Source organism: Bacillus cereus group sp. MYBK227-1 (genome assembly GCF_051916325.1).
Classification (GTDB): Bacteria; Bacillota; Bacilli; order Bacillales; family Bacillaceae_G; genus Bacillus_A; species Bacillus_A cereus.
On sequence record NZ_JBQAGK010000005.1, the window covers coordinates 332,384 to 349,870 of the forward strand.

The window sequence follows — 17,487 nt, forward strand, 5'->3', positions numbered from 1 at the left end:
TGTTTTGCAAACTTTTATATCAAAAATGTATAATTAAGAAGGATTAAACTCTCTCCGTAATAAGTGGAGAGAGTTTCCCTTGTTTTCATACGAAAGTAACAGCAATTACATAGAGGTGAAGGAAATGGAATTAGTAGAAATTAGACAGGAATTAGAGAAAATGGCTAAGCGATTAGCGGCTTTTAGGGGGTCTCTTTGACCTCCCTACTAAGGAGAAACAAATTGCAGAATTAGAAGAGAAAATGATGGGCGCAGGATTTTGGGATGACCAACAAGGCGCACAAGCTGTAATTAATGAAGCGAATGCGTTAAAAGATATGGTTGGAAAGTTCCGTCAGTTAGATGAGACGTTCGAAAATTTAGAAATCACGCATGAGCTTTTAAAAGAAGAGTATGATGAAGATTTACATGAGGAATTAGAATCAGAAGTAAAAGGCTTAATTCAAGAAATGAATGAGTATGAGCTTCAGTTACTATTAAGTGATCCTTATGATAAAAATAATGCGATTTTAGAATTACATCCAGGTGCAGGTGGAACTGAGTCACAAGACTGGGGTTCTATGCTATTACGTATGTACACACGCTGGGCTGAAAAACGCGGATTCAAAGTAGAAACGGTTGACTATTTACCAGGTGATGAAGCTGGTATTAAGAGTGTAACTTTATTAATTAAAGGTCATAACGCTTACGGTTACTTAAAAGCAGAGAAAGGTGTACATCGTCTTGTACGTATTTCACCATTCGATTCTTCAGGGCGTCGTCATACATCATTCGTATCTTGTGAAGTTGTACCAGAGTTCAATGATGAAGTTGAAATCGAAGTACGTACAGAAGATTTAAAAATTGATACGTACCGAGCAAGTGGAGCTGGTGGACAGCACGTAAATACGACAGATTCAGCAGTTCGTATTACACATACACCGACAAATACGGTTGTAACATGTCAGTCGGAGCGTTCTCAAATTAAAAACCGTGAGCATGCGATGAAAATGTTAAAAGCGAAATTATATCAAAAGAAACTAGAAGAGCAACAAGCAGAATTAGATGAAATTCGCGGAGAGCAAAAAGAAATCGGATGGGGTAGCCAAATCCGTTCTTACGTATTCCACCCGTATTCTCTTGTAAAAGACCATCGTACAAATACGGAGGTTGGTAACGTACAAGCTGTTATGGATGGAGAGATTGATCCATTTATTGATGCTTACTTACGTTCTCGCATCTAATAAGCGAAAAAAGCCAACGAAATTGTTGGCGCATGCTGAGGACAATAGAGGATATAAAGAATTTGATTTTATTTTTATAGATGAAGTAAAGAGGAAGAGAAGTTGGAAACGACAACTTCTCTTTTTGATGGGATTATATGTAGATTACAATGCTGTATATTGTTTTGTAAAAAGTAGAGAATAGTAAAATAGAGCGGTAATATGGTAAAGATTTATATAGAACTTTCTAATTTTCCTTTTAAAAAGGATGCTTTATAGGAGTTTTTTAAGTTGTTCACAGAATTGAAACAACTTATGAAAGCATTATTTTATCAAGGTTCTCACTGTATTTTTGAGGAATATGAAATACACCTTAGTTTTTCTATATAAAGATAATGCTTATAATGAAAATGAGTGTGTTAGGAATAAAAAGAATATCAACAATGGGGAGCGATAGAAGTGAAAAAGAAATTGTTGGCTATTGCGCTAGGGACATCGGTTGTTTTTGCTTTAGGAGCATGCGGAAATAAAGAAGAGAGTAAGTCTTCGAAACAGTCTGCAAGCACAGACAGCGCAGAACAAATTTTCCAAAGAAGTTGTGCGGGATGTCACGCAACAGATTTATCAGGGGCAACTGGACCTGATTTAAGAAAAGTAGGCGGTAAGTACGACGCTGCAGATATCGAAGAGATTATTAAAAAAGGCCGCGGTTCAATGTCACCAGGACTTATTCAAGGTGAAGATGCGAAAAAAGTGTCTGAATGGTTAGCTGAACATAAATAAAAAAGGTGAAATGGACGAGTTGATAATATAGTCAACTCGTTTTCCTTTTTTCTGGTATGTAACATAACTGTAACAAAAATGTATCCAAATTGGAAACCGTTTGATGTTACAATGGGGTTTGTAGAATTTTGCTGAAATATATTACATAGAGTGGTATTGCTTATGAGAAAGCATAAGTAAACTATCTTCAACAAGGATGACTAAATGAAAATGAAGGATGTCTTTTGTTTTCAGATGTACAGAAAAGTATTTCGAAAAAAATCATTAAGTATTGGGTGATAAATAATGATAAAAATGACGAATGTTTATAAGGAGTACCCGAATGGTATGAAAGCCATTGCTGGTCTTACAGTTAACATTAAACAAGGTGAATTCGTATACGTAGTTGGACCGAGTGGAGCCGGAAAATCTACATTTATTAAAATGATGTATCGTGAAGAGAAACCATCTACAGGATCTATTAATGTAAATGGACTTACTATCGAAACATTGGCAGAAAGAGATGTTCCGTATTTCCGTCGTCAATTAGGCGTGATTTTCCAAGATTTCAAATTGCTACCTAAATTAACGGTATATGAGAATGTTTCGTTTGCTTTAGAAGTAATTGAAGAAGAACCGGATGCAATTCGTGAGCGTGTAACAGAAGTTCTAGGTCTTGTAGGCCTTGAAGATCGTGCAGACGCACTTCCAAGTGAGCTTTCGGGCGGGGAGCAACAACGTGTGGCTATTGCAAGAGCAATTGTAAATAGACCAAAGGTTGTAATTGCCGATGAGCCAACAGGTAACTTAGATATTGAAACAGCTCTTGATATTATGAATATTTTTACTCGCATTAATGAGCGCGGCACAACGATTGTTATGGCGACGCATAATGCAGATATCGTAAATACAATCCGTCATCGTGTAATCGCGATTGAAGGCGGAAAAATTGTTCGAGATGAGATTGAGGGAGGATACGGATATGAAGGCTAAGACCCTTAGTCGACATTTGCGAGAAGGTGTAAAGAATCTATCACGTAACGGATGGATGACATTTGCTTCTGTTAGTGCAGTAACAGTTACATTATTACTTGTAGGTGTCTTTTTAACAGCGATTATGAATATGAACCATTTTGCGACGAAAGTAGAGCAAGATGTAGAGATTCGTGTACACATTGATCCAGCTGCAAAAGAAGCGGATCAAAAGAAATTAGAAGAAGATATGAGTAAGATTGCAAAAGTAGATTCTATTAAATATTCTTCTAAAGAAGAAGAGTTAAAACGTTTAATTAAAAGCTTAGGTGATAGTGGAAAAACGTTTGAGTTATTTGAACAAGATAACCCACTTAAAAACGTATTCGTTGTAAAAGCGAAAGAACCAACCGATACAGCGACAATCGCGAAGAAGGTTGAAAAAATGCAGTTTGTTAGTAATGTTCAGTACGGAAAAGGGCAAGTTGAACGATTATTTGATACTGTAAAAACTGGTCGTAACATTGGGATTGCGTTAATTGCTGGTCTTTTATTCACAGCGATGTTCTTAATCTCTAATACAATTAAAATTACAATTTATGCTCGTAGTACAGAAATTGAAATTATGAAACTTGTTGGTGCAACAAACTGGTTTATTCGTTGGCCATTCTTGCTAGAGGGATTATTCTTAGGAGTATTAGGATCAATTATTCCAATTGGCCTAATTCTAATTACGTATAATTCGTTGCAAGGTGTGTTTAATGAAAAACTTGGCGGAACAATTTTCGAGCTTCTACCATACAGTCCATTCGTATTCCAATTAGCTGGTTTACTAGTGTTAATCGGTGCTTTAATCGGTATGTGGGGAAGTGTAATGTCAATTCGTCGCTTCTTAAAAGTATAAAAAGTTGCAAACATAATTCGTACAAGCTTATCATATAGTAGAAATAGGTAAAGGCATCACACAATGTGTGATGCCTTTTGCTACACCACCTGTGTGTTTTGGAAAGGGGAATTCCGCATTGAAACGTAGAGTTGCAATTATTGGAATGGTTGTTGCATTTTTAATTGGTGCTGGCGGAATGTTTGCAGGCATGTCTGTATTTGGGGTTAACCCATCAGAAGTAACGCAAACAATTTCGAGTGGGAATGCTAGCACTGCCCAAGGGAATTTGGCAAAAATTAATGAGGCGTATGCACTAATTGATTCACGTTATGTGGAAGACGTGAAAGATGAAAAGTTAGTTGAAGGTGCAATACAAGGTATGTTGTCTACGCTGAAGGACCCTTATTCCACGTATATGGATAAAGAAACAGCCAAACAGTTTAGTGAATCGCTTGATCCCGAATTAGAGGGGATTGGGGCTGAGGTGAACAAGACGGACGGTAAGCTTATTATCGTATCGCCAATTAAAGGTTCACCAGCAGAAAAGATAGGAATTAAACCGAATGACCAAATTTTATCTGTAGATGGAAACAGTGTGAAAGACTTATCACGTGAAGAAGCAGTATTAAAAATTCGTGGTAAAAAGGGAACGACTGTCGCAATTGAAATTAAACGTGCGGGAGTAACTGATCCGATTGTATTTAAAATTAAGCGTGAAAAGATTCCGATCTTTACAGTGTTTAGTTCTGTGAAGCAAGAGAGCGGAAAAGATATCGGTTATATGCAAATCACTTCTTTTGCTGAAAATACAGCGAAAGAATTTAAGGATCAGTTAAAAGAGTTAGAGAAGAAAAATATAAAAGGCTTAGTTATTGACGTGCGTGGTAATCCTGGTGGCTACTTAAATAGTGTAGAAGATATACTAGGGGAAATTATGACGAATAAAAAGCCGATGCTACAAGTAGAGCAGCGAAATGGTGAGAAGAAGAAATTCTCTACGGAACTGAAAGAGAGAAAACCATATCCAATTTCAGTATTAATTGATAATGGAAGTGCTTCTGCTTCAGAGATTTTAGCGGGTGCGCTAAAAGAAGGAGAAGGATACGATTTAATTGGTGAAAAGACATTTGGTAAAGGTACTGTCCAGCAAGCTGTTCCATTTAAAGACGGCAGCAACATTAAATTAACGATGTTTAAATGGTTAACACCGGATGGGAACTGGATTCATAAAAAAGGAATCGCGCCAACAGTAGAAGTGAAGCAACCAAATTATTATCATGCGACACCAATTCAAATTGAAAAAACACTTTCATACAATTCAAATGATGTACAAGTAAAACATGCTCAAGAAATGCTTAAGAGCTTAGGTTATGTACCAGGTCGTGAAGATGGATACTTTAGTAAAGAGACAGAATCGGCTCTGAAAGCATTCCAAAATGCAAATGAAATGGAAGCGACAGGACAGCTTGATAAAAAGACAGCTGAAGCGATTCAAACTAAAATTATCGAAAAAATCCGTTCTGGAGAAAATGATCTACAATTACAGTCAGCATTAAAATTAATGGCAAAATAAGAAGAAATACAGGCAGTTTGCTGCCTGTATTTTTTTGTGTTAAACAAACGTTTGTTTAGTTATGATAATATAAAAAGAAAGAATGATATAAATGGTGGTGAATGAGTTCGTGGAGGCGTGGATTTTTGAAATAATGCGGGCAGTTGGACGTTTTTTCTTACACCCTGCTGTCTATATATTTGTAATAAGTAGTATCTTCGTTGGATACTTACGTATGTTAAGAGAACGAAAAGATTTTTCTTTTAAAGTTTATGATATTTGGTTTGAACTGCGAACCTCTCTATTTGCAGGGATTGGATACGGATTAGTAGTATCTATTATTACGATTGGGCTTGGACTTGTTGTTTCTAAAGCAAGCTTATGGGCCATTTTAATTTGGACGTTACTATTTGGATTAACGGCTATGTATCGATATTTATCGGCGGCTTATACATTTAGCATTGCGATTGTATGTGTTCTATTATCTTCTAAGCTACCAGTTTCCTTTTTACAGCTTCGAGAAGGTGAAGAGAGTACCATTGTATCCCTTGTTATTTTACTAGGCGTTATGCTTATTGTAGAAGGCTTATTGATTTCTAAAAACGCAGTAGGATATTCGACGCCGAGGATTAGGCAGGGGAAGCGTGGATTAAAGATTGGTTTACACGAATCAAAGCGTTTATGGATCGTTCCTATTTTTATTCTTGTACCGGGTGATGCGGTAACGCAGTTTATTTCATGGTGGCCTGTCGTTTCAATAGGTTCAAATACATATTCTCTATTCCTCGTTCCATTTTTAATTGGATTTATGAGAAATATTAAAAGTTATGAGCCGACGGAAGCTTTATTATTTACAGGAAGACGGGTTTATGGGTTAGCAGGACTTGTGCTCGTTTTAGGAATCGCAAGTTACTGGTGGCACGTACTTGCAATTATCGCGATGGGAGTCGCTATGCTTGGGCGTTTCACAATTTCGATGCAAGAAAAAATTGCCGATGAAACAAGACCAGCGTATTTTGCTGCACGCAATGATGGGCTCGTTGTACTAGATACAATTCCAAATACAATTGGAGCAGAGCTGAAATTACTGCCTGGAGAAATTATTACGAAAGTAAATGGAGTCATTCCAAAAAGCGCCGAGGAATTTTATGATGCGCTTCAAACGAAGACGACAGGAGCATTTTGTAAATTAGAAGTATTAGATACAAATGGTGAGCTTCGTCTTGCACAAACTGCATTATATGCTGGTGGACATCACGAATTAGGTATTGTATTCGTTGAACAGGAGCATGAGTGGGATTCGGAAGCGATGTAATAGAAGGAATGGTATCACCTTGTGGTGGTACCTTTTTTTGTTTTTGGGGGAGGGGAGAGTAGTTAGTAAATGAAGTTTATATCAGCGCAACTCGAAATATATCGGCGATTATTCGAATATATCGACTTTCCAGCAAAAAACGACAACTATCGCAAAGCTTATTTTCAGTTTCATAGACGGATAACTTGAATAATTATTTGATAATGGTTATCATTTAGGGAGTCTTTTTAATTTTGGAAAATGGAGGTAAGATATGCTGCGTAAATTTTTCTCGTACTATAAACCGTATAAAGGTTTATTTATACTCGACTTTTCTTGTGCGGTTGTCGCAGGATTATTAGAACTCGGCTTCCCGCTTATCGTAAATCAATTTATTGATAAGTTATTGCCAGGGCAAAACTGGACGCTTATTTTATGGGCTTGTTTCGGTTTACTCGCAGTTTATATGTTAAATGCAGGCTTACAATATGTCGTTACATATTGGGGACATATGCTTGGTGTTAACATTGAAACAGATATGAGGCAGAAATTATTTGATCATATTCAAAAGCTATCATTCAGATTTTTTGATAATAATAAAACAGGTCATTTAATTTCACGCCTTACAAACGATTTAATGGAAATTGGAGAAATTGCTCACCATGGACCAGAAGATTTATTTATCGCCGTAATGACTTTAGTTGGGGCATTCTCATTTATGATGATGATCAACTGGAAGTTAGCGTTATTAACGTTCTTCGTCATTCCATTCCTATTATGGTTAGCGCTGTACTTCAATAAAAAAATGACAGGTACATTTAGACGTTTATTCTCAGATGTTGCTGATTTCAATGCATGTATTGAGAACAACGTTGGTGGTATTCGCGTTGTACAAGCATTCGGAAATGAAAAGTTTGAGAAAGAGCAATTTGCTGTGAACAACGCTCGTTTCCGTACAACGAAATTAATGGCGTATAAAATTATGGCGTTAAATTCGTCGATTAGTTATATGCTCATGCGTCTCGTAACGCTCTTCGTCTTAATATGCGGTACATGGTTTGTTCTGCAAGGAGAATTAACGTACGGTGGATTTATCGGATTCGTTCTATTAACGAATATTTTCTTCCGCCCAATTGAAAAAATTAACGCGGTAATCGAAAGCTATCCGAAAGGAATCGCCGGTTTTAAAAGATATGTAGAGCTTCTTGAAACAGAGCCTGACATTGTAGACTCTAAAGATGCAATGGAAGTGAAGCATGTACACGGTGATATTCAATATAACAACATTACGTTTGGATATGAAAACAAAGAACCGATTTTAAATGACATTAGTTTGAAAATACATGCAGGTGAAACAGTTGCGTTCGTTGGACCATCAGGAGCTGGGAAAACGACGTTATGTAGCCTATTACCACGTTTTTATGAGCAATCATCTGGATCGATTCAAATTGATGGAATTGATACGAAAGATATGACATTATCTTCACTTCGTAAGCAAATTGGAATTGTGCAGCAAGATGTGTTCTTATTCTCAGGAACAATTCGTGAAAATATCGCTTACGGAAATTTAAAAGCATCAGAAGCTGAAATTTGGCAGGCAGTAAAACGTGCGCAATTAGAAGATTTAATTTACTCACAGCCGGACGGTTTAGATACTGTTATCGGTGAGCGCGGCGTGAAACTTTCAGGTGGACAAAAGCAGCGTCTAGCGATTGCTCGTATGTTCTTGAAAAACCCTCCAATTTTAATATTGGATGAAGCAACTTCTGCATTAGATACAGAGACAGAACTTGCGATTCAAAAATCGCTTGCGGAGCTATCTGTTGGCCGTACAACATTAGTTATCGCTCACAGACTTGCAACGATTAAAAATGCAGATCGCATCGTCGTTGTAAATAAAGATGGTATTGCAGAACAAGGTTCACATAATGAATTAATTGAGCAAGACGGAGGATACAGTAGGTTATACGAAGCTCAGTTTAGTTCGTAAATATAATTTGTACTGAATTAGTGCACCATAAGTAGGTAAAAATCTCATATGGGAGGCTATAAAGTATGATTGTAACAACAACTTCTACAATTCAAGGGAAAGAGATTATTGATTATGTCGATATCGTGAATGGAGAAGCGATTATGGGTGCAAATATCGTTCGTGATCTTTTCGCTTCTGTCCGTGATGTTGTCGGTGGTCGCTCAGGCGCTTACGAAAGCAAATTGAAAGAAGCACGTGACATCGCAATGGAAGAGATGAAAACTCTTGCAAGACAAAAAAATGCGAATGCCATCGTTGGTATCGACGTGGATTACGAAGTAGTTCGCGAAGGGATGCTAATGGTTGCTGTGAGCGGGACTGCTGTCCGTATCTAAAGTGAGAAGCCGTGCTGATGCACGGCTTTTTGTATTCTATGTCGAAGATTCAATATTTCTTGGGAAATGTGGAATGCCCCGTCGATATATAGGGAAGACATTAGAGTGCTTCTTTACATTTTTGAATTTGAGTTAATAATTTTGCGTATTCTTGTTCGAGAGATGTGATGTCATCGTGATGATTTGGAATGGAAATCCGGCCGATGACTTCTGTTAATTTTGTTTGTAATCGTAACAATTCTTGCTCAGTAACGTTTACAGAATCTCCGGTGGTTCTTTTTGTGTATTGCTCGTAATTACCGTGGAAGATTCTTGGTTCACTCTCATCTACTTGTAGAATATGGTCTGCAACAGAGCGAATAAAGGCACGGTCATGGCTAATGAAAAGTATTGTGCCAGGATATTCTTGTAACATGGTTTCTAATTCTTCTTGCGTCGCTAAGTCTAAATAGTTTGTCGGTTCATCTAGCAGAAGCATATTATAGTTTCCCAAAAATACTTTTGCGAGTGCAACCTTCATTCGTTCACCCCCGCTTAGAACGTGCACAGGTTTATGAACATCCTCACGGCGGAATAGAAGTCGTGCAAGTATTGTGCGAACGAATGCTTCTGTATAGTTTGTTTCTTCTAGAACATTTTCTAAAATGGTTTTATCTGTTTTTAAAATAGATAATGTTTGTTCGAAGTATCCAATTTTACAACTTTTCGATAGCTGCATGCCACGCTCGTTTGTGAGAAGCATGTTGAACAAAGTGGTTTTGCCGCTTCCATTTGCCCCTAAAACGGCAAGCTTTGCACCAGGGGCAATAGTTCCATTCATATTTTTAAATAGTATACGGTCGCCTATTTTCTTTGTTGCTTTATTGAATTGTACTGCCACCTTACTATGAATGGGTGTATGGTATTGCACGTCAAATTGAGCTTGAGAAAGATACTTTGGCTTTTCCTTCTTTTCTAGTTTTTCGAGACGTGTCTCTAATGCTTTCGCTGCTTTACTAACCTGTTCTTGGCCATGAGCCCCACTTAACCTATAAAGTCTAGATTCAGATGAACTGAACCGTGTTGGGATTTTTTTCATGTTAGAAGCACGTTGCTTTCTTTGTAGAATGGACTGTTCTAAACGATTTTTTTCTTGTATATATTGCTCATATTCTGCTTGTTTTTGTATTCGTTCACGTTCTTTTTGTTTTCGATAGTTTGAATAATTACCTTTGTACTCTTGAATAATACCGTCTTCAATTTCAATAATTTTGGTACATATATTATCTAGAAATTCACGGTCATGCGATATTAAAACAAGTGCCCCTTTATAAGATGAAAGTGCCTTTTCTAATTGCTCTGTACCGACCATATCTAAGTGGCTTGTTGGTTCATCAGCGAATAAAATGCCTGCATTTTGTTCGAGAGCATGCGCAATCTTTAGTCGCATTCGTTCACCGCCGCTCATTGCGTCGGTAACGTTTGAAATACTCCATTTTCCTTTTGCGAGAGAAGAAGCGGTTTCCGGTAGTTCTTCGCTGAGCTGAGGAATGATGGCGATAGAACTATGATGAGTTACTATGCCTCTGTCAGCTTCTATTTCTTTACTTAATATTTGCAATAACGTAGATTTACCAGCTCCGTTGACTCCGACAATTCCTATGCGATCCTGTGCTTGAATTTCCAGTGATGGTAATGTAAATAGTGTGCAATCACCAAAGCTCTTTTCGATATTACGTGCGAATAAAATAGTCATAAAAAAACCTCCCTAGTTTCACTAGAGAGGATAAACGTCGCCCTTGTATGTAAAAAATCGTACATAAATAAACGATTTTTTACATGATCGTTTCGAAAGAAAGTATCGACAAATGGACAGACTAATCCCCTGCTAGTTTTCATCATTTTTGTTCACTATTTGTGATGGATGAAATAAATAAGAGAATTAGAACTTCATTGGTTAAAGTACCTTCCTTTCATAATATTACTTTTATTGTATGCGCATACAAAAGGGTTTGTCAAACTTATTTCTGTTCGCTATTTTTAAATTTATTATTATACAATTGTGCTTTTGCCAGCGCCTCAGCATCGTTTTTAATTTCATCCAGTCCATTCGCATCTCCAATAACATAACCTTCAAATGAAGAACCAACAAAATCAAAGATATATTGGAATTGAGCAATAAGCGGTAATGCTTTTAGCTTTGGATTATCCCCGCCAACGATGACAACATACATTTTTTTGCCTTTCATTTTTTCTTTGAAATGAAGAGATGTATCGCGCAAGCTTTGTGACCAGCGATCAACAAAGTTTTTCATATGTCCACTCATTCCGTACCAATATAATGGTGTAGCAAAGATAATCGTGTCGTGCTCTAGCATGCGTTTGGTTAACTGCTCATAGTCATCATTTACGGATTGGAATCCTTCTGCATCATGACGTTGGTCTGTAATAGGATAGACGGTATGATCACGCAAATAAATTTGTTCTGTTTCAATGTCCTCTATCATCATATGTGTTAAAGCTTCTGTATTTCCGTTTTGTCTTGAACTGCCATGTATAACAAACATGTAATCATTCCTTTTCTTTTGCTTGTTTTAGGAGTGAAACGTGTTTTTGCAAATTCGCTTGGATGTTGGAAAGTAATGTGATTTGCTTTGTTACTTCATTGAGTTTATCTTCGTAAAGCGTAAGGATACTGCTACACGGATTGTCGTACAGGTGCGGTTCAATTTCAAGGCAGCGCAGCATCCTTGCCGTCTCTTCTAAATTTAAGCCAATTTGTAAGTACATTTGAATAAGCTCCACTTTTTCGATGGCACTTTCATCAAAATCACGGTAACCATTTGCAAGGCGCTTAGAAGGGAGTAAGCCCTTTTCTTCGTAATGTCTTAGTGATCTTTCACTAACGCCAGTTTCTTTTGATAATTCTCCAATTCGCAATGCGTTTCACTCCTTCTACATGTATTGTAAACCTTCACACTAATGTGAGGGTCAACTCTGTTTTTTCGCAAAAGAATCTACATGATTTAAGAACACTTGAATGGCTTTAGATGGAATGAAATATTTACCGCGTACGATGGAAAACGGACGGATTAGTTGTTCATTTGGAACTTCGACGTGGAATAGTTCTTTTGCTAATAGCTCTTTCCGTACAGTCCAATCAGAAAGGATAGCGATGCCAAGCCCGGCACTAACAGCTTCCTTTACGCTTTGGATACTACTGAATGTAAAGAATCGTTTCATTTTTAAATGGTGTTGATGAATAAAGCGGTCACTATAAGCGCGTGTACCAGAACCACTTTCTCTTAATACCCATACTTGATCTTGGAGTGTACTTTCATTTATTTCATTTGTGCGGAGTAATGGATGATTTGGCGGGACGACGAGCTTCATTTCATCTTGCATAAATGTTTCAACATCTACGTCGGCGTATACGACTTGTCCTTCCACTAGGCCGATATCAATTTGATTAGAGCGAAGGCTTTGCAAAACGTCTTCTGTATTTGAGATGAAAGTATGAACTTCGACGTGTGGATTTTCATTCGCATAGTTAGCCAGTATTTTTGGAAGTAAGTATTCGCCAATTGTAAAACTAGCACCAATGCGAAGTGTTCCTGTTACAACGTTATGTAGTTCATTAATTTCTTGTTTAGCATCTTCGTAAAGAGAGAGCATTTGCTTTGCATGTATATATAATATGTTTCCAGCTTCAGTAACTTGGACGTGCTTCGGGGAGCGTTGAATAAGTGTAGTGCCAAATTCGTTTTCTAAGTTGCGTATATGCATACTTACTCCAGGCTGTGAAAGGTTTAATAATTCTGCTGCACGGGAGAAGTGTTTCTGTTCAACGACAGTAACAAAAATTTTTAAAATGTCTACGTTCATATAATGGGCTCCTTTCTTTTTCTATCATCTTATCATAAGTATTTCTGATGATAGAGATTTGGTATTGGTATTAAACTTATTATAGAAACTCTCTTATAATGTAAGTAGAAAGAACATGCATGTTCCAATACGATTATTGGAGTGGTTCAAAATGGAACAAACACTTGTTATACAAAAGAAGAAGCGTTTTGGATTTTCGCAAGGAATTGGGATTACATTATTAATCGCAATTGCCGCGAAATATTTAGCAGAGCTTCCATTTTTAAATATTATGGGACAATTAGTAATTGCTATTCTAATTGGGATGGTTTGGCGCGCTGCAATTGGAGTTCCTCACGATGCGATAGCAGGAACGAACTTTGCGAGTAAGAAGTTGCTGCGCTTTGGGATCATCTTACTTGGAATGCGATTAAATCTTGTTGATATTGCGAAGGCGGGACCGAAAGTATTGGTCATCGCGGCGGTTGTTATTACATTTACTATTTTTGTTGTATACGGACTAACGAAAGTATTTAAAGTAGAAAAGAAACTTGGGATTTTAACAGCATGCGGTACGGCAATTTGCGGCGCAGCCGCGGTCGTGGCAATTGCACCGCAAGTCAAAGCGAAGGACGATGAAACAGCAGTTGGGGCAGCAATCATCGCGATTTTAGGTACCATATTTACGCTTATTTATACGTTATTATATCCAGTGCTTGGTTTATCTCCGTACGGTTATGGTGTATTCTCAGGTGCGACGCTTCATGAAATCGCTCATGTCATCGCAGCTGCGGCGCCAGGAGGAAGTACTGCTGTAGACATCGCAGTTATTGTGAAGTTAACGCGCGTAGCAATGCTTGTGCCAGTAGCGATTTTAATTGGTCTATGGTTTGGTAAGAGTGAAGGTAGCAAAGAAAAGAAATCGTGGCGCGAACTTCCAATACCATGGTTCATTTTCGGGTTCTTAGCGATGAGTGCAGTGCATTCGCTCGGGATTATTCCAGAAGTTGTTGCGGGATACATTGTTGTTCTTGCTTACATGCTTATCGCAATGGCGATGGCAGGGCTCGGTTTAAATGTAGAGTTTAAAACGTTCCGTAAATTAGGAAGTAAAGCATTTGTGGCGGGGCTGATTGGCTCGGTTTGCTTATCGGTTCTTGGATACGTTCTTGTATATGCGTTAGGATTTATGTAGTAGAGGAGAAAGCTGTTCCCGAAGGTGTTTGGGGACAGCTTTTTCTTATGATTATAGTAGCGCTACGGATGTCGATATATTTGGAAAATCGCCGATATAAATGGAGTTGCGCTGATATATTTAGAAAGTCGCTGATATAAATTGAATTACTCTTGTACTTTGTTAGAGTAGATGTTCAATGAACCATTTTTCTAAAATTTGTAAAGATATCTTTACTTATAACTGGAAAATATTTATAATTTAAGTAAAGATATCTTTACTTTTGAAGGTGGATCCTATGGGTGTGAAAAATAAAATAAAAGAGTTAAGAAAGCAAAATCATATAACACAAGTTGAAATGGCAAAGGCGATGCAGGTGACGCGGCAGACGATAGTGGCGATTGAAAATCATCATTACAATCCGAGTCTAGAGTTATCTTTAAAAATTGCCCAATATTTTGGGGTGAAGGTGGAGGAAATCTTTACGCTGGAGTAAGGGGAGAGAAATGGTAGGAAAACGAGCATAGCGATAGGGGGAATAAAAAATGCAGGATGAGTTTGAGAGATTTCAGTCAGATAAAGCGTTTAAATATGTAGGGTTATTTTTTACGATTAGTTTAGCGATATGGAGTTTATATAATTTAATTGTTGATGGAAATGCTGGTATGCCGTTTGTTTTATTTGTACTAGGGCAGTGGGTGTATTTTCTTGTGAACTATTGGCCGAAGTGGAAATATAGAAATCGAAAAGAGGCTAATCATGTATGAGTAAGAGAGAGGTCATGAGATTCGTAGGGAGTTTGCTTGTAGCAGGAATTCTTTTAAATACGAGTTTAATGATTTTAAGTATTTCGTGGGGAACTATTTTTATATCAAATGTAGCGCTAGTCATTTTATATGGAATTTCGGAATATAAAGAGCAGAAGCGTTTGAAAGAAGAGGGAGTACCATCAATTGATGAGCGAGTTGTGAACAAGATGAAGTCATATTTTATGATTTGTATTACAAGCTTCGTTTTCTTGTTTATTATGTATCTTTGTGTAAATAAGTATTTAGATAGGCAAGCAGTACATGTAACTGAGCTATTATATATTGCTATTTTTGGTGTATTAATTAGTATCGCATCAACGAGTGTGTTAGCAACAAGGAATAATAGATAGAAAAAGGGGAACTGGGATGGGATTACCGGTGTTATGTGTCGCTACAGCTATATTTTCGCTTCTTTGGGGAATGCAAAACTTTTCTCGTAATCCAGTGCCGAGTATTTGTATTATGATTGGTACTGTAGGTTTATCGTATTATTTATTATTATTAGCCCATTATCATAAAACGGCAACGAGTGTTGTTGTTGGAGCACTTATTTTATTTTGTGGGCGCGCCATACAAAAGGGGTTATTTCCATAAAAGCTGTTTATACATTTTGTATAAACAGCCTTTTGTATTTTTTTTACAAAAAGCTTGAAAGTTACGTAACGTCATCTTTTATAATGAAAGGGAAGAGGTGATGGTAGTGATTTCAATACAAGAATTGACGAGAGAAACAGGGGTTACAGTACGTACACTACGTTATTATGATCAAATAGATTTATTAAAGCCGAGCGGAAAAACAGAGGGTGGACATCGGTTATATAGTGAAAATGACGTTATTCGTTTGCAACAAATTTTATTTTTAAAAGAAATGGGATTTTCATTAAAAGAAACTGCGAATATGTTAGTAAAAGGTGAGCTGGATTTAAAAAATTCGCTTGAAAAACAACTTCGGTTTGTACAGGAAGAACAAAAGAAATTTAATCGAATGGAGAGTGTTTTACAAGCAGTTGTTTATTCGGTAGATGTGGAGGGAGAACTCGATTGGAAAGTTATGTTTGAACTGATTCAGCTTTCGAAGCAGTCTTCTCGTATACGTGAAATATTTCAAAATGAAGTATTTTCAAAGGAAGAACAAAAATTGCTTCATAATTTACCAAACATGAGTAAGGAAGATCCGAATGTTTTAGAGTGGGTAGATTTATTAAAGCAATTACGCACTTTTATGAAAGACGGTAAAGAAGCTGCTAGTGATGAGGTACAAGGGGCAATGAAGAGATTAATGCAGAAGTGTTTAGAAATGGCCAATGGTGATGAAGCGTTTTTAGATAAGTTATGGGAAGTTAGAAAATCGAAGGAAGATTCACAGAAAATGAGCATGTATCCAATTGAAGAAGAACTTTTATTGTATATGGATGAGGCTTTTCGTATTTATGATGAAAGGGAGAAGGATAAATGAGCATACTCGCAGAATATCGTTGGTATTTTTTAATTGGGGCAGAAATTGTATTTTGGTTATCAGCTATCGGTTTCTTTTTACTTCGCTACGGATTCCGTTTGAAAAAGGCGAGTTTTATTATGGGAATTGTACTCCTCGTAAATGAAGTGTTTATTTTAACTTTAGGAGTAGTGGACTATTATCAAACAGGAAAGTTCTCTAACTTTCAAATTATTACTGTAATTATTTTATTGTATGCAGTTTTCTACGGGAAAAAGGATTTGAAGAAGCTTGATATATTTGCACAAAAATCAGTTGCGAAATGGCGTAATGAACCGGCGCCTATTATTGAAGAACAGGTAGAATTAACAGGCATGGCCTATGCAAAGCAGGAAATAAAAAATTGGGTATTACATCTTGTTTTATTCGTTGGTGTGCACATATTCTTTTTCTTCGCGTATGGATTTATTCCATTTGAACAATGGGGTAATTGGTTAGAATCGGGAATCGTTTTAAATAAAGCTGCAAGTCGCGTGAGCCAAGTGTGGGCGATTGTATTTTTAGTTGATACAGCAATTTCATTTTCATATGTGATTTTTCCGAAGAAGGAGAAAGGAAAAGAAAAGCTACTTTCATAGTTGAAAGTAGCTTTTCTGGTATACAAATAATTTTTATAGGAGAGGATGACAATAGAAAAAAGAATCAGCTGTATATGTCTATTTCTCTTTAGTTTAGTAGCATGTTCACCATCTAGCACTACAATTGATAAGAAGAATGATGTCATTGTAAAGGGAGTAGGAACTTCCAATCTAGATAAATTCGAACAGTTCGTTATGAACGTTGATCAAGGGGAAGTTGATAAAATAAGAATTGTACAGTATACCGATGAAGGTGACCCGGTTTTTCAAACGTTAGAGCATAGTGGGAAAGATATCCTTTATGTGTTAGATAGTAGACAAGACAAGTTTGCTGGTGACCATAAAGGATTACATAAAGATAGTTGCAAAAGTATTGTTAAAGAGCAGCGCGAATCAGAAAGTACTTATCGGTTAACAGATTGTACGAATGAAGATGGACGCAATGGATATGACTTATTATATGTATCAAAAAAATAGAGTTAGTAGAGGAAGGAAGTATTTACTCCTTCCTTTTTCTATGTGTATATTGTCGAAAACTTTACCGAATATCTGT

At 37.0% G+C, this 17,487-nt stretch carries 21 protein-coding genes; 17 read left to right on the forward strand and 4 right to left on the reverse strand.

Annotated elements, in window-relative coordinates; translation table 11 throughout:
• Positions 1–124 precede the first annotated feature (124 nt).
• The 9 genes from prfB to ACTFRM_RS22980 all read left to right on the forward strand — a co-directional run bounded on the left by prfB (position 125) and on the right by ACTFRM_RS22980 (position 9,035).
• Positions 125–1,223 (forward strand): peptide chain release factor 2 gene (prfB, locus tag ACTFRM_RS22940; RefSeq protein ID WP_096001716.1). Its coding sequence is split into 2 segments (ribosomal slippage): positions 125–196 and positions 198–1,223, totalling 1,098 coding nucleotides; the frame shifts between segments, so codons are not numbered across the junction.
• Complete coding sequence (locus ACTFRM_RS22945) at positions 1,198–1,407, forward strand: hypothetical protein (protein ID WP_173600696.1); 210 nt, start codon at positions 1,198–1,200, stop codon at positions 1,405–1,407. The genes prfB and ACTFRM_RS22945 overlap by 26 nt, the downstream gene beginning before the upstream one ends.
• Before the next feature lie 254 nt (positions 1,408–1,661).
• The gene (cccB, locus tag ACTFRM_RS22950; protein ID WP_000727971.1) at positions 1,662–1,985 is read left to right on the forward strand and encodes a cytochrome c551; all 324 of its coding nucleotides are present in this window, start codon (positions 1,662–1,664) and stop codon (positions 1,983–1,985) included.
• A 285-nt stretch (positions 1,986–2,270) separates the two neighbouring features.
• The gene (ftsE, locus tag ACTFRM_RS22955) at positions 2,271–2,957 is read left to right on the forward strand and encodes a cell division ATP-binding protein FtsE (RefSeq protein ID WP_000594321.1); all 687 of its coding nucleotides are present in this window, start codon (positions 2,271–2,273) and stop codon (positions 2,955–2,957) included.
• Positions 2,947–3,840 carry a permease-like cell division protein FtsX gene (gene ftsX, locus ACTFRM_RS22960; RefSeq protein WP_000645027.1) on the forward strand — a complete coding sequence of 298 codons (894 nt, stop codon included), beginning with the start codon at positions 2,947–2,949 and terminating at the stop codon, positions 3,838–3,840. The genes ftsE and ftsX overlap by 11 nt, the downstream gene beginning before the upstream one ends.
• Before the next feature lie 118 nt (positions 3,841–3,958).
• Entirely contained in the window at positions 3,959–5,395 is a 1,437-nt protein-coding gene (locus tag ACTFRM_RS22965) for a S41 family peptidase (protein ID WP_000830313.1), read from the forward strand.
• A 91-nt stretch (positions 5,396–5,486) separates the two neighbouring features.
• The gene (locus ACTFRM_RS22970) at positions 5,487–6,689 is read left to right on the forward strand and encodes a PDZ domain-containing protein (protein WP_033687181.1); all 1,203 of its coding nucleotides are present in this window, start codon (positions 5,487–5,489) and stop codon (positions 6,687–6,689) included.
• A gap of 253 nt (positions 6,690–6,942) precedes the next feature.
• Positions 6,943–8,658, forward strand: coding sequence for an ABC transporter ATP-binding protein (locus ACTFRM_RS22975; protein ID WP_173600702.1), 1,716 nt, complete (start codon positions 6,943–6,945; stop codon positions 8,656–8,658).
• 65 nt (positions 8,659–8,723) lie between these two features.
• Positions 8,724–9,035 carry a YbjQ family protein gene (locus tag ACTFRM_RS22980; protein WP_000637521.1) on the forward strand — a complete coding sequence of 104 codons (312 nt, stop codon included), beginning with the start codon at positions 8,724–8,726 and terminating at the stop codon, positions 9,033–9,035.
• A 100-nt stretch (positions 9,036–9,135) separates the two neighbouring features.
• Here the strand turns inward: ACTFRM_RS22980 and abc-f are convergent, their stop codons facing one another.
• The 4 genes from abc-f to ACTFRM_RS23000 all read right to left on the reverse strand — a co-directional run bounded on the left by abc-f (position 9,136) and on the right by ACTFRM_RS23000 (position 12,899).
• Complete coding sequence (gene abc-f / locus ACTFRM_RS22985; protein WP_440043609.1) at positions 9,136–10,770, reverse strand: ribosomal protection-like ABC-F family protein; 1,635 nt, start codon at positions 10,768–10,770, stop codon at positions 9,136–9,138.
• A 265-nt stretch (positions 10,771–11,035) separates the two neighbouring features.
• Positions 11,036–11,581: a flavodoxin family protein gene (locus tag ACTFRM_RS22990; protein ID WP_000497611.1), complete on the reverse strand. Its 546-nt coding sequence runs from the start codon at positions 11,579–11,581 to the stop codon at positions 11,036–11,038.
• Between the two features lie 4 nt (positions 11,582–11,585).
• Positions 11,586–11,954, reverse strand: coding sequence for a MerR family transcriptional regulator (locus ACTFRM_RS22995; protein ID WP_001219204.1), 369 nt, complete (start codon positions 11,952–11,954; stop codon positions 11,586–11,588).
• A 51-nt stretch (positions 11,955–12,005) separates the two neighbouring features.
• The gene (locus ACTFRM_RS23000) at positions 12,006–12,899 is read right to left on the reverse strand and encodes a LysR family transcriptional regulator (protein WP_001099987.1); all 894 of its coding nucleotides are present in this window, start codon (positions 12,897–12,899) and stop codon (positions 12,006–12,008) included.
• A gap of 151 nt (positions 12,900–13,050) precedes the next feature.
• Between ACTFRM_RS23000 and ACTFRM_RS23005 the strand changes: the two genes are divergently transcribed.
• The 8 genes from ACTFRM_RS23005 to ACTFRM_RS23040 all read left to right on the forward strand — a co-directional run bounded on the left by ACTFRM_RS23005 (position 13,051) and on the right by ACTFRM_RS23040 (position 17,411).
• Complete coding sequence (locus ACTFRM_RS23005; RefSeq protein WP_000438432.1) at positions 13,051–14,073, forward strand: YeiH family protein; 1,023 nt, start codon at positions 13,051–13,053, stop codon at positions 14,071–14,073.
• Positions 14,074–14,350: 277 nt separating this feature from the next.
• A complete protein-coding gene (locus ACTFRM_RS23010) occupies positions 14,351–14,548 on the forward strand; it encodes a helix-turn-helix transcriptional regulator (RefSeq protein WP_000538367.1) in 198 nt (65 codons plus the stop codon).
• Between the two features lie 49 nt (positions 14,549–14,597).
• Positions 14,598–14,819 carry a hypothetical protein gene (locus ACTFRM_RS23015; RefSeq protein WP_001150200.1) on the forward strand — a complete coding sequence of 74 codons (222 nt, stop codon included), beginning with the start codon at positions 14,598–14,600 and terminating at the stop codon, positions 14,817–14,819.
• Positions 14,816–15,211 carry a hypothetical protein gene (locus ACTFRM_RS23020; protein ID WP_000043992.1) on the forward strand — a complete coding sequence of 132 codons (396 nt, stop codon included), beginning with the start codon at positions 14,816–14,818 and terminating at the stop codon, positions 15,209–15,211. The genes ACTFRM_RS23015 and ACTFRM_RS23020 overlap by 4 nt, the downstream gene beginning before the upstream one ends.
• Positions 15,212–15,227: 16 nt before the next feature.
• Positions 15,228–15,455 carry a hypothetical protein gene (locus ACTFRM_RS23025; RefSeq protein ID WP_000524139.1) on the forward strand — a complete coding sequence of 76 codons (228 nt, stop codon included), beginning with the start codon at positions 15,228–15,230 and terminating at the stop codon, positions 15,453–15,455.
• 100 nt (positions 15,456–15,555) lie between these two features.
• The gene (locus ACTFRM_RS23030; RefSeq protein WP_139019799.1) at positions 15,556–16,317 is read left to right on the forward strand and encodes a MerR family transcriptional regulator; all 762 of its coding nucleotides are present in this window, start codon (positions 15,556–15,558) and stop codon (positions 16,315–16,317) included.
• Positions 16,314–16,934, forward strand: coding sequence for a hypothetical protein (locus ACTFRM_RS23035; RefSeq protein WP_000025211.1), 621 nt, complete (start codon positions 16,314–16,316; stop codon positions 16,932–16,934). Before ACTFRM_RS23030 ends, ACTFRM_RS23035 begins: the two co-directional genes overlap by 4 nt.
• Before the next feature lie 45 nt (positions 16,935–16,979).
• Positions 16,980–17,411 carry a DUF4362 domain-containing protein gene (locus tag ACTFRM_RS23040; protein ID WP_000151273.1) on the forward strand — a complete coding sequence of 144 codons (432 nt, stop codon included), beginning with the start codon at positions 16,980–16,982 and terminating at the stop codon, positions 17,409–17,411.
• The last annotated feature ends 76 nt before the right edge of the window (positions 17,412–17,487 follow it).

Excerpts from the sequence above, each read along its gene's own strand:
- ACTFRM_RS22945 (WP_173600696.1), top strand. The coding sequence starts at position 1,198 with ATGCTTACTTACGTTCTCGCATCTAATAAGCGAAAAAAGCCAACGAAA.
- ftsE (WP_000594321.1), top strand. The coding sequence starts at position 2,271 with ATGATAAAAATGACGAATGTTTATAAGGAGTACCCGAATGGTATGAAA.
- ftsX (WP_000645027.1), top strand. The coding sequence starts at position 2,947 with ATGAAGGCTAAGACCCTTAGTCGACATTTGCGAGAAGGTGTAAAGAAT.
- ACTFRM_RS22970 (WP_033687181.1), top strand. The coding sequence starts at position 5,487 with ATGGTGGTGAATGAGTTCGTGGAGGCGTGGATTTTTGAAATAATGCGG.
- ACTFRM_RS22975 (WP_173600702.1), top strand. The coding sequence starts at position 6,943 with ATGCTGCGTAAATTTTTCTCGTACTATAAACCGTATAAAGGTTTATTT.
- ACTFRM_RS22980 (WP_000637521.1), top strand. The coding sequence starts at position 8,724 with ATGATTGTAACAACAACTTCTACAATTCAAGGGAAAGAGATTATTGAT.
- abc-f (WP_440043609.1), bottom strand. The coding sequence starts at position 10,770 with ATGACTATTTTATTCGCACGTAATATCGAAAAGAGCTTTGGTGATTGC.
- ACTFRM_RS22990 (WP_000497611.1), bottom strand. The coding sequence starts at position 11,581 with ATGTTTGTTATACATGGCAGTTCAAGACAAAACGGAAATACAGAAGCT.
- ACTFRM_RS23000 (WP_001099987.1), bottom strand. The coding sequence starts at position 12,899 with ATGAACGTAGACATTTTAAAAATTTTTGTTACTGTCGTTGAACAGAAA.
- ACTFRM_RS23005 (WP_000438432.1), top strand. The coding sequence starts at position 13,051 with ATGGAACAAACACTTGTTATACAAAAGAAGAAGCGTTTTGGATTTTCG.
- ACTFRM_RS23010 (WP_000538367.1), top strand. The coding sequence starts at position 14,351 with ATGGGTGTGAAAAATAAAATAAAAGAGTTAAGAAAGCAAAATCATATA.
- ACTFRM_RS23015 (WP_001150200.1), top strand. The coding sequence starts at position 14,598 with ATGCAGGATGAGTTTGAGAGATTTCAGTCAGATAAAGCGTTTAAATAT.
- ACTFRM_RS23020 (WP_000043992.1), top strand. The coding sequence starts at position 14,816 with ATGAGTAAGAGAGAGGTCATGAGATTCGTAGGGAGTTTGCTTGTAGCA.
- ACTFRM_RS23025 (WP_000524139.1), top strand. The coding sequence starts at position 15,228 with ATGGGATTACCGGTGTTATGTGTCGCTACAGCTATATTTTCGCTTCTT.
- ACTFRM_RS23030 (WP_139019799.1), top strand. The coding sequence starts at position 15,556 with ATGGTAGTGATTTCAATACAAGAATTGACGAGAGAAACAGGGGTTACA.
- ACTFRM_RS23035 (WP_000025211.1), top strand. The coding sequence starts at position 16,314 with ATGAGCATACTCGCAGAATATCGTTGGTATTTTTTAATTGGGGCAGAA.
- ACTFRM_RS23040 (WP_000151273.1), top strand. The coding sequence starts at position 16,980 with ATGACAATAGAAAAAAGAATCAGCTGTATATGTCTATTTCTCTTTAGT.